We start from the raw sequence: 15,906 nt of genomic DNA, 5'->3' as shown, positions 1-15,906 counted from the left end.
GCCGGGTCAACGTTAGCGTGTTGCCGCCGGCCCCGTAGCCTGCGGCGTGCGTAGCGTGAACGACTGGGCCTGCTCGCGGATGCTCAGCGTGGCTTGTGGGGATGCAACGCACGCGTAGCCCGTGGCCAGTTGTTCAAAGTGAGTTTCGAACAGCCAGCCGCGGTCCTGGGGATAGCGCTGCATATGCTTCAAGTTGCGCTGGCGCAAGGCGTTGCGCAGCGCCGACGGATAGATGCGCATGTCCGCCAGGTCGATCAAGCCGAACTCACCGTCATCCATCAACAGTACGTTGCCCAGATGCAGGGAGCGGAAGTACACGCCGCGTTCGTGCAGTTGAGCGACGAACCGGCCAAAACGCTCTACCAGCGATTCCTGCAGGCTGGTGTCGAGGCCTTGCAGCACCTGGCGCAGTGTCTGACCGGGCAACGGTTGATAGCGAACCGCAGTGCTGCCATCGCGCAGGGTGTACAGGTTGAGCACCGAAGGTGAGGCAATGCCGTGCTCGCGCAGCTGTTGGCTGTTGCGGGCGAAGCGTTCCGACAGCGGGTTGAACCTGCCGGAGGTGTACCAGCGGCGGGCACGGAACAGCTTCAGGAAGCTGCCGTCTTCCAGTCGCAGGACTTTCGGGCCCAGACCGTCGGCTTCAACGACGTGGGCGTTGGCACACAATTGTTCGCGAGCCTGTGGAGCAAGCGTTTGCACGGGCACGCGTAGCAGGCTGCGACGGCGTTGGGCGATGCTCAAGCCGGCAATCAGGGCCAGCGGTATCCATAACAGGAACCAGTGTTCCTTGGGGCGCGAAAGAATCCCGCCGCCTTCGGTCAGGCCGCCGCCAATCCCATAGGCCAACAGCGAAGAGGCCAGGATGAACAACGGTTGTGCGCGTTGCTGCAGACCTACGTACAGGTCACGGCCGAGCATGAAGACCCATGGGATAAAGCCGATGATGCCAACGTAATAGAGCACGCCCAGGCTGAAACTGTGGGGTTCGCGAAGTTCATAGCCGTCGGAAGGTGTCAGAAAGAGTTCGGCGTTGTAGCTGTGCCCGATCCATGGGTGCTCGGCGATACGTTGCAGGGTCATGCCCCACAACTCGAAGCGCAATGAACTTCCGCGGTTGGTGATCAGCTCGGGGTAAAACAGCAAGATCGCGGCGCCCAGCAGTACCATGCCGACAATCAGCAGGGCCGAGCGACGGTTGCGGGTGGTGAAGCTCATCCACAGTATCGCCAGCACCAGGGCCACCAGTGGCGTTCTTGAGCCCGTCGCCAGTACGGCGGCGGTCATGATCACCAGGGCAGGCAGGCTGAACATGAACACCTGCAGGCGCTGGGTGGTCATGCAGATATATAGCCAATAGACGCAGAAGAACCCGAATACGTGGGAGCTCAGCAGCGGGTTGTCCAGCGCGCCCAGCCCACCCACCATGCGCAAGCCTTCAGCAAAGTGGGGAGCAAAGGCCACCAGGTTGCACGCACTGACTACCAGGGCGATCACGGCGGCGCTGAAAAAAATCGGCGCCAGCAATTCGCTGCGATAGTGCAGCAGCAAGCCGCACCCGGCGAACAGCATGAACGTGTGCAATGGCGTTTTGAATAAGCCTGAGTCCACCTCGGGTTCCGGGCTCCAGAACAGGCTGATCAGGGCCCAGCCCGCAAACAGCAGGAACGCGATGATCAGTGGCTCGCGCACCAGCTGTTTGAGTTCGCTGGGGCGCAGGCAAAGCAGCACAAGTGCAGGGGCACTGAACAGGAGGTAATAGAGCCGGTGCAGGCCATTGCGATTGGCCAGAAAGAACAATGAACTCAGTAACAACAGCAGTCCGACCGGCAAAACCCATAGGACCAGAAAATCGAAAACACGGTTGGAACCGTAGAGAAAACGCTTGGACTGCATAAATGAAGCCATTCCAGAAAGAGAAAGCCGACCATCTTAAGGTGGTGGCTATATAATGTCGCCGGTCGCATCCAACCAGGCTGTGGGGTCAAGCCGGGTGCAAGTACAACAGAGAAGCTGTGCTAAAGTCAGCATCCTTTTCAAAAACGCCGCGTGATATGACCGACTCCAGTCCGAGCGCAAGCCCTTCGAGCTTGAAAATATACTTCCGCCTGCTCAGTTACGTTAAGCCCTATGCCGGCTTGTTCGCGCTGAGTATCGTTGGATTTCTGATTTTCGCGTCGACCCAGCCCATGCTGGGTTACATCCTCAAATATTTCGTGGATGGCCTTTCCAATCCGCAAGCCGTGCTGTTCCCGAACGTGCCGTACCTGCGGGACCTTCAGTTGCTGCAGGCGGTACCGCTGCTGATCATTCTGATCGCGGCCTGGCAGGGCCTGGGTTCGTTCCTGGGCAACTACCTGCTGGCCAAGGTTTCCCTGGGCCTGGTCCACGACCTGCGTGTGCAGTTGTTCAATAATTTGTTGACCTTGCCCAACCGCTACTTTGACAACCACAACTCCGGGCACCTGATTTCGCGTATCACCTTCAACGTGACTATGGTCACGGGGGCGGCCACTGATGCGATCAAGGTGGTGATCCGTGAAGGCATGACGGTGATCTTCCTGTTTGCCTCGTTGCTCTACATGAACTGGCGATTGACGCTGGTGATGATCGCCATCCTGCCGTTGATCGCGGTCATGGTCAGCACCGCCAGCAAAAAATTCCGCAAGCAGAGCAAGAAGATCCAGGCGGCGATGGGTGATGTCACGCACGTTGCGTCGGAAACCATTCAGGGCTACCGCGTGGTGCGCAGTTTTGGCGGTGAGGTCTATGAGGAGAAGCGCTTCCTCAAGGCCAGCCAAAGCAATACCGACAAGCAGCTGCGCATGACCCGCACCGGCGCCATCTACACGCCGGCGCTGCAACTGGTGATCTACACCGCAATGGCCGTGTTGATGTTCCTGGTGCTTTACCTGCGTGGCGATGCCTCCGCCGGTGACATGGTGGCCTACATCACGCTGGCCGGCTTGTTGCCCAAGCCGATTCGCCAATTGTCGGAAGTCAGCTCGACTATCCAGAAGGGCGTGGCAGGGGCCGAGAGCATTTTTGAGCAGTTGGACGAGGAGATGGAGGTCGATCGCGGCACCATCGAGCGCGATAAAGTCAGCGGCCGCCTGGAAGTGCGTCACCTGAACTTCACCTATCCTGGCACCGAACGCCATGTGCTCAAGGACATCAGCTTTACCGCCGAGCCCGGACAGATGATCGCCCTGGTCGGACGTTCCGGCAGCGGCAAGTCGACCCTGGCCAGCCTCATCCCGCGTTTCTACCATCATGAAAGCGGCGAGATCCTGCTCGATGGCGTCGAGATCGAGGACTACAAGCTGCTCAACCTGCGCAAGCACATTGCCCAGGTGACCCAGCATGTGACCCTGTTCAGCGACACCGTGACCAACAACATCGCCTATGGCGATTTGGCGGGCGCACCGCGCGAGGACGTTGAAGCGGCGGCGGCGGATGCCAATGCCAAGGACTTCATCGACCAGTTGCCCAAAGGCTTCGACACGCAGGTGGGCGAAAACGGCGTGCTCCTGTCCGGCGGCCAGCGCCAGCGTCTGGCGATCGCCCGGGCCTTGCTCAAGAATGCGCCGCTGCTGATTCTCGATGAGGCCACCTCGGCGCTGGACACCGAGTCCGAGCGGCACATCCAGGTGGCGCTGGACAAGGTCATGCAGGGCCGCACCACGCTGGTGATTGCGCATCGCTTGTCCACCATCGAGAAAGCCGACCTGATCCTGGTGATGGACGATGGGCGGATTGTCGAGCGTGGCACCCATCGCGAGCTGCTGGCACAAAATGGCTATTACGCTCGCCTGCACGCCATGGGCCTGGATGCGCCAGTGTCGGCGGATATCACCTGAACCTGAGGTGAGGCGGGCAATCCGCCTCACCTGTGGCTCCTGCAACATCTTCTTCACACCCCCCACAAGCCTTCTGTAACCCTGTGCTAATATCGCGCCCCTGTTCATTTTGTATGTGGGTTGCTCCATGAAGTTGTCCATGCCGCGATTCGATCAAGCCCCTGTCTTGGTGGTCGGCGATGTCATGCTCGACCGTTACTGGCATGGTGGTACCTCACGGATTTCCCCTGAGGCACCGGTACCGGTAGTCAAGGTCGAGCAAATCGAAGACCGTCCAGGTGGCGCTGCCAACGTTGCCCTCAATATTGCCGCCCTCGGCGCCCCGGCCTCCCTGGTGGGAGTGACCGGCGACGACGAAGCCGCCGACAGCCTGGCCAACAGCCTGCGCGGTGCTGGCGTGCGTGCGCTGTTCCAGCGCATCGCCCATCAGCCGACCATCGTCAAGCTGCGGGTCATGAGCCGTCACCAGCAATTGCTGCGTATCGATTTCGAAGAACCCTTCGCCACCGACGCATTGGCCCTCAGCGGCCAGGTCGACGAACTGCTCGAAGGCATCAAGGTGCTGGTGCTGTCCGACTACGGCAAAGGCGCGTTGAAGAACCACCAGGCGTTGATCCAGGCCGCCAAGGCCAAGGGCATCCCGGTATTGGCCGATCCCAAGGGCAAGGACTTCTCGATTTATCGAGGCGCCAGCCTGATCACGCCAAACCTCAGCGAGTTCGAAGCCATCGTCGGCGGTTGCGCCGATGAGCACGAACTGGTGAGCAAAGGCGCCGCGCTGATGGCCGATCTCGACCTGGGGGCCTTGCTGGTGACCCGTGGCGAGCACGGCATGACCCTGCTGCGCCCCGGCCACCCGGCCATGCACCTGCCGGCGCGGGCGCGTGAAGTGTTCGACGTCACCGGTGCCGGTGACACGGTGATTTCCACCCTGGCCGCGTCCATCGCGGCCGGCGAAGAACTGCCCCACGCCGTGGCCCTGGCCAACCTGGCGGCGGGCATCGTGGTCGGCAAACTGGGTACTGCTGCCATCAGCGCGCCTGAGCTGCGCCGCGCTATCCAGCGTTCCGAGGGTTCGGAGCGCGGTGTGTTGACCATCGAGCAATTGCTGCTGGCGATTGACGATGCGCGTGCGCATAACGAAAGCATTGTGTTCACCAATGGCTGCTTCGACATCCTGCACGCAGGCCACGTGACCTACCTTGAGCAGGCGCGCGCCCAAGGCGATCGCCTGATCGTCGCGGTCAACGACGACGCTTCGGTCAGCCGCTTGAAAGGTCCGGGCCGTCCGATCAACAGTGTCGACCGACGCATGGCCGTGCTGGCCGGGCTGGGCGCGGTGGACTGGGTGATCAGCTTCCCTGAAGCGACCCCGGAAAACCTGCTGGCCCAGGTCAAGCCCGACGTGCTGGTCAAGGGCGGCGACTACTCCGTCGACCAGGTGGTCGGCGCCGATATCGTCAGCGCCTACGGTGGTACGGTCAAAGTGCTGGGCCTGGTTGAGAACAGCTCGACCACGGCGATTGTCGAGAAGATCCGCAGCAATGACTAAGGCTGATCCACGGGTTCTGATTACCGGCGGCGCGGGCTTTATTGGCTCGCACCTGGTCGATGCGCTGCTTGCCAAGGGCTACGCCGTGCGTGTGCTGGACAACCTGTCCACGGGCAAGCGCGGCAATCTGGCGTTGGACAACCCCCGTGTCGAGCTGATCGAAGGTGATGTGGCCGATGCCGAGCTGATGGCGCGCGCCGCTGTCGGCGCGATGGCGGTGGTGCACCTGGCGGCGGTGGCGTCGGTACAGGCTTCGGTGGATGACCCGGTCAGCACGCACCAAAGCAATTTCGTCGGCACCTTGAACGTCTGCGAAGCCATGCGCAAAGCGGGCGTCAAGCGCGTGGTGTATGCCTCCAGCGCTGCGGTGTACGGCAATAACGGCGAAGGTGCTTCAATCAATGAAGAGACCACCAAGGCACCGTTGACGCCCTATGCCGTGGACAAGCTGGCCGGCGAGCACTACTTCGATTTCTACCGTCGCCAGCATGGTCTGGAGCCGGTGATTTTCCGCTTCTTCAATATCTTCGGGCCGCGCCAGGACCCGTCCTCGCCGTACTCCGGCGTGATTAGTATCTTCAGCGAACGTGCCCAGCAGGGCTTGCCGATTGCCGTGTTTGGCGATGGCGAGCAGACCCGTGACTTCATGTACGTGGAAGACCTGGTGGACGTACTGGTGCAGGCCATCGAAGCGCCGGACGCGCCGTTGGGCGCGATCAACGTAGGCTGGAACCGCACCACCACGCTCAAGCAAGTGCTGCAGGCATTGGAAGAAGCGGTGGGCTCGCTGCCTGCCGTGACCTACGGGCCTGCGCGTTCGGGGGACATTCGGCATTCGCGGGCGAATAACCAGCGGTTGCTGGCCAACTTCACATTGCCGCAGCCAACACCGTTAAAGGTGGGGCTGCAGCGCCTGCTTAACGGCTAACCGCGATCTCAATGTGGCAGGGGGGCAACCCCTGCCACATGTGAGTATTTAGCCTTTGGCCTTTTTCTTCGGCACGATCTTACGCAGCACGCGCCGCGCCAATCCCTTCAACTTCGATTCTTTCTCCGGCTCCGCCAGGCTTCTGCTGCCTCAGCCAATCCTTCCAGCGAATGCGTTCTTCACGCACCAGCCATCCCTCTTGCCGGGCGAAACTTTCTGCCAGGTACAAACCCCGTGTACTGGCCGGGTACAACTGGTCTTTCTTGACGGTATAAAGCTCCGGAAGCGGCTGGCCATCTTTGAGCGGCATCAGGTACAAATCCGGCCGCTTGCGATCAAGGCGTGCGACCAATTGGTCGCCCTCCAAGCGCTCATCCACATGGAACAGGCTCAGGGACTTGGCTTCCTTCGGCACTTCCAGGCGCAGGTCGTAAATCAGTTGCAGCGACGCCGTGGGCAAATGCACATAGGCCCGAGGACGTTCAATCAGTTGGGTGGTTGCGCAACGCACCGGGCGGGCGGCGCCAGACAGCGGGCTCAAGCGAAAGGGCAGCGCTTCGCGGTAATGCAGCGCGGCGGAGTAGGGCGCGGGTAGCCACGTGTCATTGAAGCGCCCGCCGAGCCAGCCTTCAGGTGTTTCCAGCAGGCACTCCTCGGCAATTTCCTGGATGGCCGTGTGCAGCGGCAGGTTCAGTTCATGGGCCGGGACGTAGCCGGAGATCAGCTTGAGCACCACATCGCCACGGTCTTGGCGGCGTTGGCGCACCAGCACCCAATAATCGCGATTTTGCCAATGCAGGGTCAGTCGCACCGACACGCCGAGGTTCGCCAGTTCGACGGCGAAGCGCTCGGCGTCTGGCACGTCGACCGGCTTGCGCCGTTGCAGGGTCTGGGCGAAATTGAGCGGCATGCCCACGCTTTGGTAGCTCAGGCCTTCGGGGGTGGCTTCGACGTGCAGCGGCAGTGTTTTAAAGTTGCTCGGGTTTTTTCTAATGAGCGTTCGCGGCATGTCGGCTCCTTTGTGCGACGGGGTCGGCCGCGTCGGCGGCATCAGAGTTGACGAATGACCTTGGCGGCGGTTGCCACGTTATGGGCCAGGTGCAGCGGGTTGATGGTCCCGACAATAGCACTGGCAACGCCCGTGTGCGCAAACAACAGCATGAAACTGGCGTGTATTGGATCCATTCCAGGTTCCAGGCAGACATGGCCGCTGGCCAGCGCCTTTTTGACCAGGATTCCCTTGCCGTGGGCCGCCGCATAGTCAATGACGGCTTCCTCGGCCTGTTCGTTCAAATTGTAGGTGACCATCGCGCAGTCGCCCTGTTCCAGAGCCTTAACGCCGCCTTCGACGGTTTTGCCGGAGAAGCCGAAACCACGAATCTTGCCCTCTTGTTTCAACTGCGCCAGGGTCTGGTAAACCTCGCAGTCGTTGAGGATGTGCAGGTCGTTGCCGTCGGAATGCACGAGCACCAGGTCGATAAAATCCGTTTCCAGGCGTTTCAAGCTGCGCTCGATCGACAGGCGCGTATGGGCTGCGCTGAAATCGTGGCGGGACACGCCGTTGTCGAACTCTTCGCCGACCTTGCTGACGATTACCCAGTCTTTGCGCTGGCCACGCAACAGCGGCCCGAGGCGTTCTTCGCTGCGCCCATAGGCGGGCGCGGTGTCGATCAGGTTGATGCCCAGTTGGTGTGCCTGGCGCAGCAACATCCGCGCTTCGTCGTCATCCGGGATCTGGAAACCGTTGGGGTACTTCACCCCTTGGTCGCGGCCCAGCTTGACGGTGCCCAGGCCGAGTGGCGATACCAGCAGGTCGGTGCTGCCCAGGGGGCGATGCAGGTCGTGCAGGGTGGGCAGGCTCATGGCAACAGATGCTCCCAGGCCGGTACGCCGACGCTGGGTTTTGGCAGGTCGGGCAGCGGCGCCGATGCGCTTGGGCGGATGCCGTCACGTTCGAGGCTGTTGATCACCCGGTCGGCGAAGTCCGGCGCCAGGGCCAGTTTGGTCGGCCAGCCGACCAGCAGGCGGTCGTTTTCGGCCACGAAGGCGTTGTCGGGGCGGCTCAGGCCCGACTGCAGCGGTTCGGCCCGTTCGACGCGCAGGGTGGCCCACTGGGTGTGGCTCATGTCGATCCACGGCAGCAGTTGCGCCAGTTCTTTTTGCGCGGTGACGATTTGTTCTTCGGGGGTACGGGCCACACCGTCGGCTTCGGCAATATCGCCGCCGATGTACCACACCCAGTTGCCATCGGCCGCGGGGTGAGTGGTGACGGTGAGGCGCGGCTTGGTGCCGCCCCCCAGGCAATGCGCGTACAGCGGCTTCAGGCCCGGCCCTTTGGCGATGATCATGTGCAATGGGCGGGTTTGCATGGCCGGCTGGCTCAGGCCAAGGGCGGCGAGTAAATCAGCGGTACCGCCGCCGGCGCTCAGCACGATGCGTTGGGCGCGGATCTCACGGCCATCGACCCTCAAGCCCACCAGGGTCTCGCCGTCGCGCAGCGGTTCGATGTGTTGCCCGGCGAGCAGACCGTCACCGGCCAATTGCGCCAGGCGGTTGATCACGCTGGGCACATCCACCACCAACTCCGACAGGCGATACACCTTGCCCTTGAAACGGCGGTCTTGCAGCGCCGGCGGCAAGTCGTCGCCCTTGACCTGGTCGACTCGGCCGCGCACGGCCTTGCTCGCGAAGAAGCTGGTGAGGTTGCCGGCGAGCGTGCCAGGCGACCACAGGTAATGAGCCTGGGAGAGCACGCGCACGCCGGACAGGTCCAGCTCGCCGGTGCCGGCCAGGGCTTCGCGCCAGCGGCGCGGCATATCGGCAATGGCTTCGGAGGCGCCGGTGAGGGCGCCGTGCAGGGCGTATTTCGCGCCGCCGTGAATAATCCCCTGGGACTTCACGCTTTGTCCGCCACCCAAGGTGGCGCTTTCAACCACCACCGTGGAAAAGCCCTGGCGGCGCAGGCGCGCGTTCAGCCAAAGGCCGGCAACCCCAGCGCCGACAATCAGAACGTCGGTGGAAATAACGGATGGCATGGGCGACCTCAGTGTTCAAGACAAGAGGCGCAGTATACAGGCTGTTGAGTGACGGTCAGTGCCCGGCGGTTTTCGAGAACAGTTGGATGACCACCACGCCCAGCACAATCAGGCCCATGCCCAGCATTGCCGGCAGGTCGAGCTTTTGCCCGTAAATAAACAACGCCGCAATGCTGACCATCACGATACCCATGCCGGCCCACACGGCGTAGGCCACGCCCACCGGCACGGTGCGCACGACCAGGGTCAGCATCCAGAAGGCCACACCGTAGCCGACGATCACCAGCAACAGCGGGATAGGCGTGCTCAAACCTTTGATGGCTTTCATCGACACAGTGGCGATCACTTCCGAGCAAATGGCAATGGCCAGGTAGTAGTAAGCGATGTTCATGGCGTTGGTCCTCAGTGTTGGGCGCTTTGATATGGCCGCTATTCTAGGGGTTGCTCAGATGCGGTAAAGTCATTACCTATCCGATTGAGAGATGGGTTGTGCCATGAGCGTGCAGTGGAATCTGGAGCAGATGCGCTTGTTTGTGAGTGTCGCCGAGCAACGTTCGTTTTCGGCGGTCGCGCGCGGGCAGCGCAAGGCTCAATCGGCGGTGAGCAATGGGATTGCGTTGCTGGAGGCCGACTTGGGCGTGAGCCTGTTTGAACGCAGCAGCGGCCGTCAGCCCCGTCTGACCGAAGCCGGCGCGGTATTGCTTGAAGAAGCCAGGGAGGTCTTGCGCCAATGCGAGCGGCTCAATGGCCGTGCGCTGTCGTTGATGCGCGGCGAAGAGGCCTGCCTGCGCCTGGCCCAGGACGAGGCGATGTTGTACCAGCCGGTTCTGGACAGCCTGGATGCCCTGGCCGGGAAATTTCCGAACCTGGAGGTGCAGCTTTCCAGCGCCGCACAAGGCGATGTCGCACGCAAGCTGGTGGAGCGCAAGGCTGACCTGGGCATGCTGTTCTATCACGACCAGATCCCTGAAGCGCTGGAGCGGCGGGTGGTGGGCAGTGTCGAGATGGTCACTGTCTGCGGGCGCAACCACCCCTTGGCTGCGCAGAGCAGCGTGGATTGTCAGCGTCTGGCGCAGTTTCGGCAGTTGCTGATGTCGACCCAGACCAGCGTGTACCCCGGCAGCGAAGCCGCCAGCCCGCAGGTATGGCGCGCCGACAGCTTCTACGTGCTGGCCGAATGGTTGATCCGTGGCCTGGGCTGGGCCTGGTTGCCCAGGCACGTGGTGCAATACCCCGCCTATCAAACTCATATGGTCGAACTCGACAGCGAATGGACCCCGCCCGCGCTGGTTGTTGAGTTGGTGTGGCGCCGCGACGAGCCCCTGGGCCCCGCCGCGCGCTTTCTCGCCCAACGTTTTGCCGAGTGCCTGCGGGCCATTGACTAAAAAAGCCGATAAACTCCGCCGCCATGAATAGAACTCTCTATAGCTGTCTGTTTTACCTGGCGCTGCCGTTGGTGGCTTTACGTCTGTGGCTGCGCGCGCGCAAGGCGCCGGCCTATGCCAGGCGCGTGGGCGAGCGATTTTCCTACGGCTTGCCGGCCATGCAGCCTGGCGGGATCTGGGTGCATGCCGTGTCGGTGGGCGAAAGCATTGCCGCGGCGCCGATGATCCGTGGGTTGCTGGCGCGTTATCCACAGCTGCCGATCACCGTCACCTGCATGACGCCCACCGGTTCCGAGCGGATCCAGGCGTTGTTCGCCAATGAGCCGCGCATTCAGCATTGCTACTTGCCCTATGACTTGCCCTGCGCCGCCAAGCGTTTTCTCGACCGTGTGCAGCCCACGCTCGCGGTGATCATGGAAACCGAACTGTGGCCCAACCACATCCATGCCTGCGCCATGCGCGGTATTCCGGTGGCGCTGGCCAATGCGCGGCTGTCGGCGCGTTCGGCCAAGGGGTATGGGCGGTTTGCCAGGCTGACGGCGCCGATGCTGGCGCAAATGAGTTGGTTCGCCGTGCAGACGCAGGCCGAGGCCCAGCGTTTCCTGAGCCTTGGGGCCCGGCCGGAAACCGTGGAAGTCACCGGCTCGATCAAGTTCGACCTGACCATCGACCCGCAGTTGCTCGCGCGTGCGGCCGCCCTGCGTGAACAATGGGGCGCCAGCGAGCGCCCGGTGTGGATCGCCGCCAGTACTCACGAAGGTGAAGATGAAGTGGTGTTGGCGGCACATCGTCAATTGCTCGCCAGCTATCCGAATGCCCTGTTGATTCTTGTGCCGCGTCACCAGGAACGCTTTGGCCCGATGTTCGACTTGTGCGAGCAGCAAGGCTTTGCCACGGTGCGCCGTTCCACCGGTGAGCCGGTGAGCGCAAACACTGCGGTGTTGCTCGGCGATACGATGGGCGAACTGCTGTTTCTATACGCCTTGGCCGACAGCGCTTTTGTCGGCGGCAGCCTGGTTGCGACGGGCGGGCACAACCCGCTGGAGCCGGCGGCCCTGGCTAAGCCTGTGATCATGGGGCCACATGTATTCAATTTCCTGGAAATCACCGCAATGCTGCGTGAAGCGGGAGCGCTGCGAGAGGTTGATGACGCTGAAGGACTCGCTGAAGCCGTGCGCCAGTTGTTCGAACTGCCGCAGGACGCGCGCAAGATGGCGCAGGCGGGGCTGACGGTGATGCAGGCGAACCAGGGCGCGCTGAAGCGTTTGCTGGATGGGTTGGGCAGACTGCTAAGTCGCTGACATGTTCAACATGTGGGAGGGGGCAAGCCCCATCCCACATTTGTTTTGTGTTGTGGTCAGTAGCCCGGGCGAGCCTTGAGCTGCTCGGCGGCGGCTTTGGCCAGGTCCGGCGGCAGGAAGTCTTTGTCCGGGTTGTAGTCGGCCTTGAGGTAGCGCGCCAGGTCCTGCAAGTCACCTGGGTTCAACGTCCCCGCCGCCTGCTTCAAGCGCAGGTTATCGAGGATGTAGTCGTAGCGGCTGTTGTTGTAATTGCGCACCGACGCGTACAGCTGGCGCTGGGAGTCGAGTACGTCGACGATATTGCGCGTGCCCACCTGGTAACCGATTTCCGTGGCTTCCACGGCGCTCTGGTTGGAGATGATCGACTGGCGGCGTGCCTGCACCTGTTCCACATCGGTGTTCACCGCGCGATGCAGGTTGCGGGTGTTTTCCACCACTTGGCGGCGCAGGCCTTCGCGCTGCTGCTCGGTCTGGCCCAGGCGCGAATAGGATTCACGCACTTGTGAGCTGGTCAAGCCGCCGCTGTACAGCGGAATGCTCAGGCGCAAACCGATGGTGCGTTGCTCTACGTCGCCACGGTACGGCGTGCCGAAGGCGTTCGGGTTGCTGAAACCGAGGGCGTCGTTATCACCTTTTTCATACTGTGCCACCGCGTCCAGGGTGGGGGCGTGGCCGGCCTTGCGCTGCTTGAGGGTTTCTTCGGCGGCGGTGACGGCGTAATTGCTGGCGAGCAGGTTCAGGTTCTGGCGGCCGGCGGTGTCGACCCAGGCCTTGGCGTCGTTGGGCAGCGGCGGCAACACCGGCAGCGTATGGACAATGCCCTGGATCGAGTTGTATTGGCGGTTGGTCAGCGTGATCAGTGCTTCAAAGGCGTCTTCGACCTGGCGCTGGGCGAGGATGCGGTTGGCCCGGGCGGTGTCGTAGCTGGCTTGGGATTGCAGCACGTCGGTCTTGTCCGACAGGCCCACATCGAAGCGCTCGTTGGATTGGTCCAACTGGCGCTTGAACGCATTTTCTTCGGCTTTGGTGGACGCCAGGTTGTCCTGGGCGCGCAGCACGGCGAAGTAGTTTTCGGCGCTTTGCAGAATCAGGTTCTGTTCGGTGGCCGACAGTTGCAGCGCGGCCTGTTCGTTGACGGCTTCGGCGGCTTGCAACTGGAACCAGCGGTCGGCGCGGAACAGCGGCTGGCTCAGGGTGGCGCGCCACGAATGGGCATCCCGGTTGGCGGTGGCTGCGGGGGTGTCGATCTGGGTGCGGACATTGTTGATATCGGCACCGGCCGACAGGTTTGGCAGCAACCCGGCACGGGCCTGGGGTATCACTTCCTTTTGTGCGCCGTACTGCGCGCGGGCGGCGGCCAGGTCGGCGTTGTTATCCACCGCTTCCTGATACACGCTGACCAGGTCGGTTTTGGCGGACAAGGGCGCTTCAACTGCCCAGACCATCGTGTTGGTTGCACAAGACACGGCAACAGCCAGTGAAAGTTTGCGCAGCATGAGGCGATCCCTGATTAATATTACGGCTATAATTTATCGGCCAAGGCTACGGCGACTCTTCCAGAGCGTCAAGCCTTAAGCCGTAGCCGAGTGTAGTGGCGGTTCCACGGCTCAACAATCTGCAATCACGCCATTCATCACGCTGAATGCACCGCCATTGGCAATTTGCCCACGCCATGGTCTAGACTGGCCGCGTTCTTGTCGGGGTGCCTTGTTGGAAGGCTGAGATCGGTAAATACCGGATCCCGTTGAACCTGATCAGGTTAGCGCCTGCGTAGGGAACAAGATTTCTCGTCACCCGGCGAGTCCTCTTGTGCTTCGTCCGGGATGCTGTTCGACAATCGAACAGTCCTCTGTATTGAGCACAGCACTGCTTGCAGTGCGTCCATCCGTCACAGGTTCGCTCCGACAAAAATCCACCGCCTGGATAAGTTGGAGAGCCCGTGATGACGACAACACAAAAAAATACCGTGCACCTGAGTGAATCGGCCAAGGTCGACTCCGGCTCCGTGCAACCGTTTACCCGTTCGCAAAAAATCTACGTGCAGGGCACTCGCCCGGACATTCGTGTGCCGATGCGCGAAATCAGCCTGGACGTGACCCCCACCGATTTCGGCGGTGAAATCAACGCCCCCGTCACTGTGTACGACACCTCTGGCCCCTACACCGACCCCAACGTGATCATCGACGTGCGCAAAGGCCTGGCCGATGTGCGCTCACCCTGGATCGAAGTGCGCGGCGACACCGAGCGCCTGCCTGGCCTCACGTCGCACTTCGGCCAGCAACGCCTGAGCGATGCCGAATTGACCGCCCTGCGTTTCGCCCATGTGAAAAACCCGCGCCGCGCCAAGGCCGGCGCCAACGTCACTCAGATGCATTACGCGCGCAAAGGCATCATCACCGCCGAGATGGAATACGTCGCCATCCGCGAAAACATGAAGCTCGAAGAGGCCCGCGCCAGCGGCCTGCTTGACCAGCAACACGCCGGCCACAGCTTCGGCGCCAGCGTGCCGAAGATCATCACGCCAGAATTCGTGCGCGAAGAAATCGCCCGCGGCCGTGCGATCATTCCGGCCAACATCAACCACACCGAACTGGAGCCGATGATCATCGGCCGTAACTTCCTGGTGAAGATCAACGGCAACATCGGCAACAGCGCCCTGGGTTCGTCCATCGAAGAAGAAGTGGCGAAACTCACCTGGGGCATTCGCTGGGGTTCGGACACGGTGATGGACCTGTCCACCGGCAAGCACATCCATGAAACCCGCGAGTGGATCATCCGTAACTCGCCGGTGCCGATCGGTACCGTGCCGATCTACCAGGCCCTGGAAAAAGTCGGCGGTGCCGCCGAAGACCTGACCTGGGAGCTGTTCCGCGACACCCTGATCGAACAGGCCGAGCAGGGCGTCGACTATTTCACCATCCACGCCGGCGTGCTGCTGCGCTACGTGCCGCTGACCGCCAAGCGCGTCACCGGCATCGTCTCCCGTGGCGGTTCGATCATGGCCAAGTGGTGCCTGGCGCACCACAAGGAGAACTTCACCTACACGCATTTCGACGAAATCTGCGAAATCATGAAGGCCTATGACGTCAGCTTCTCCCTCGGCGACGGCCTGCGCCCCGGCTCGATTGCCGACGCCAACGATGCCGCGCAATTCGGCGAGCTGGAAACCCTCGGCGAGCTGACCAAGACCGCCTGGAAGCACGACGTGCAAACCATGATCGAAGGCCCGGGCCACGTGCCGATGCAGTTGATCAAGGAGAACATGGACAAGCAGCTTGAATGCTGCGACGAGGCGCCGTTCTACACCCTTGGCCCTTTGACCACCGACATCGCGCCCGGCTACGACCACATCACCTCCGGCATCGGTGCGGCGATGATCGGCTGGTTCGGCTGCGCCATGCTCTGCTACGTCACGCCCAAGGAACACCTGGGCCTGCCGAACAAGGATGACGTGAAGACCGGGATCATCACCTACAAAATCGCCGCGCATGCCGCCGACCTTGCCAAAGGCCACCCAGGCGCGCAGATCCGCGACAACGCCTTGAGCAAGGCGCGTTTCGAGTTCCGCTGGGAGGACCAGTTCAACCTCGGCCTGGACCCGGACACCGCGCGTTCCTATCACGATGAAACCCTGCCGAAAGACTCGGCCAAGGTCGCGCATTTCTGCTCGATGTGCGGGCCGAAGTTCTGCTCGATGAAAATCACCCAGGAAGTGCGGGAATACGCCGCCAACCAGCGCATTGATGCGGTGGACGTGGACGTGGCCAAGGGTTTGGCGGAGCAGGCGCAGCGGTTCAAGCAGGAAGGTAGTCAGTTGTACAAAAAGGTCTGATCAAAGATTGGAG

At 61.9% G+C, this 15,906-nt stretch carries 11 protein-coding genes, 1 pseudogene and 1 riboswitch; of the genes and pseudogenes, 6 read left to right on the top strand and 6 right to left on the bottom strand.

Features of this window, described 5'->3' with window-relative positions; translation table 11 throughout:
- Positions 1-12: 12 nt before the first annotated feature.
- The gene (locus AB4O23_RS01665) at positions 13-1,896 is read right to left on the bottom strand and encodes an O-antigen ligase family protein (protein WP_460105664.1); all 1,884 of its coding nucleotides are present in this window, start codon (positions 1,894-1,896) and stop codon (positions 13-15) included.
- 158 nt (positions 1,897-2,054) lie between these two features.
- Here AB4O23_RS01665 and msbA point away from each other — a divergent pair, with 158 nt between their 5' ends.
- From msbA to AB4O23_RS01650, 3 genes are all read left to right on the top strand, one after another.
- The gene (msbA, locus tag AB4O23_RS01660; RefSeq protein WP_017526459.1) at positions 2,055-3,860 is read left to right on the top strand and encodes a lipid A export permease/ATP-binding protein MsbA; all 1,806 of its coding nucleotides are present in this window, start codon (positions 2,055-2,057) and stop codon (positions 3,858-3,860) included.
- Between the two features lie 127 nt (positions 3,861-3,987).
- Positions 3,988-5,412, top strand: a complete 1,425-nt coding sequence (gene hldE / locus AB4O23_RS01655; RefSeq protein WP_017526458.1) for a bifunctional D-glycero-beta-D-manno-heptose-7-phosphate kinase/D-glycero-beta-D-manno-heptose 1-phosphate adenylyltransferase HldE — start codon at positions 3,988-3,990, stop codon at positions 5,410-5,412.
- Positions 5,405-6,340 (top strand): NAD-dependent epimerase/dehydratase family protein, encoded by a 936-nt coding sequence (locus tag AB4O23_RS01650; RefSeq protein WP_017526457.1) that lies wholly within the window; start codon positions 5,405-5,407, stop codon positions 6,338-6,340. The genes hldE and AB4O23_RS01650 overlap by 8 nt, the downstream gene beginning before the upstream one ends.
- Positions 6,341-6,388: 48 nt before the next feature.
- Here the strand turns inward: AB4O23_RS01650 and AB4O23_RS01645 are convergent.
- From AB4O23_RS01645 to AB4O23_RS01630, 4 genes and pseudogenes are all read right to left on the bottom strand, one after another.
- Positions 6,389-7,349: pseudogene (locus AB4O23_RS01645) on the bottom strand (metal ABC transporter ATPase).
- A 41-nt stretch (positions 7,350-7,390) separates the two neighbouring features.
- On the bottom strand, positions 7,391-8,203 hold the full coding sequence (locus AB4O23_RS01640) for an aldo/keto reductase (protein ID WP_460150374.1): 813 nt from the start codon (positions 8,201-8,203) through the stop codon (positions 7,391-7,393).
- Positions 8,200-9,375, bottom strand: coding sequence for an NAD(P)/FAD-dependent oxidoreductase (locus AB4O23_RS01635; protein ID WP_135196333.1), 1,176 nt, complete (start codon positions 9,373-9,375; stop codon positions 8,200-8,202). The genes AB4O23_RS01640 and AB4O23_RS01635 overlap by 4 nt, the downstream gene beginning before the upstream one ends.
- 55 nt (positions 9,376-9,430) lie before the next feature.
- A complete protein-coding gene (locus AB4O23_RS01630; RefSeq protein WP_068937577.1) occupies positions 9,431-9,766 on the bottom strand; it encodes a DMT family transporter in 336 nt (111 codons plus the stop codon).
- 103 nt (positions 9,767-9,869) lie between these two features.
- Here AB4O23_RS01630 and AB4O23_RS01625 point away from each other — a divergent pair, with 103 nt between their 5' ends.
- Together AB4O23_RS01625 and waaA are read left to right on the top strand one after the other, a co-directional pair.
- Entirely contained in the window at positions 9,870-10,760 is an 891-nt protein-coding gene (locus AB4O23_RS01625; RefSeq protein WP_065879454.1) for a LysR family transcriptional regulator, read from the top strand.
- A gap of 23 nt (positions 10,761-10,783) precedes the next feature.
- The gene (gene waaA / locus AB4O23_RS01620) at positions 10,784-12,061 is read left to right on the top strand and encodes a lipid IV(A) 3-deoxy-D-manno-octulosonic acid transferase (protein WP_065879453.1); all 1,278 of its coding nucleotides are present in this window, start codon (positions 10,784-10,786) and stop codon (positions 12,059-12,061) included.
- Between the two features lie 56 nt (positions 12,062-12,117).
- Here the strand turns inward: waaA and AB4O23_RS01615 are convergent, their stop codons facing one another.
- Positions 12,118-13,557, bottom strand: a complete 1,440-nt coding sequence (locus AB4O23_RS01615) for a TolC family outer membrane protein (protein ID WP_017526450.1) — start codon at positions 13,555-13,557, stop codon at positions 12,118-12,120.
- 192 nt (positions 13,558-13,749) lie between these two features.
- Positions 13,750-13,855, top strand: a riboswitch (TPP riboswitch).
- Positions 13,856-14,003: 148 nt separating this feature from the next.
- Between AB4O23_RS01615 and thiC the strand changes: the two genes are divergently transcribed.
- The gene (gene thiC, locus AB4O23_RS01610; RefSeq protein WP_068937579.1) at positions 14,004-15,893 is read left to right on the top strand and encodes a phosphomethylpyrimidine synthase ThiC; all 1,890 of its coding nucleotides are present in this window, start codon (positions 14,004-14,006) and stop codon (positions 15,891-15,893) included.
- Positions 15,894-15,906 lie beyond the last annotated feature (13 nt).

The sequence above is a fragment of the Pseudomonas sp. H2_A10 genome (genome assembly GCF_054680085.1).
This window is presented reverse-complemented; position numbering and strand designations above follow the sequence as displayed.

Coding starts and splice junctions, on each gene's coding strand:
- AB4O23_RS01665 (WP_460105664.1), bottom strand. CDS start 1,896: ATGCAGTCCAAGCGTTTTCTCTACGGTTCCAACCGTGTTTTCGATTTT.
- msbA (WP_017526459.1), top strand. CDS start 2,055: ATGACCGACTCCAGTCCGAGCGCAAGCCCTTCGAGCTTGAAAATATAC.
- hldE (WP_017526458.1), top strand. CDS start 3,988: ATGAAGTTGTCCATGCCGCGATTCGATCAAGCCCCTGTCTTGGTGGTC.
- AB4O23_RS01650 (WP_017526457.1), top strand. CDS start 5,405: ATGACTAAGGCTGATCCACGGGTTCTGATTACCGGCGGCGCGGGCTTT.
- AB4O23_RS01640 (WP_460150374.1), bottom strand. CDS start 8,203: ATGAGCCTGCCCACCCTGCACGACCTGCATCGCCCCCTGGGCAGCACC.
- AB4O23_RS01635 (WP_135196333.1), bottom strand. CDS start 9,375: ATGCCATCCGTTATTTCCACCGACGTTCTGATTGTCGGCGCTGGGGTT.
- AB4O23_RS01630 (WP_068937577.1), bottom strand. CDS start 9,766: ATGAACATCGCTTACTACTACCTGGCCATTGCCATTTGCTCGGAAGTG.
- AB4O23_RS01625 (WP_065879454.1), top strand. CDS start 9,870: ATGAGCGTGCAGTGGAATCTGGAGCAGATGCGCTTGTTTGTGAGTGTC.
- waaA (WP_065879453.1), top strand. CDS start 10,784: ATGAATAGAACTCTCTATAGCTGTCTGTTTTACCTGGCGCTGCCGTTG.
- AB4O23_RS01615 (WP_017526450.1), bottom strand. CDS start 13,557: ATGCTGCGCAAACTTTCACTGGCTGTTGCCGTGTCTTGTGCAACCAAC.
- thiC (WP_068937579.1), top strand. CDS start 14,004: ATGACGACAACACAAAAAAATACCGTGCACCTGAGTGAATCGGCCAAG.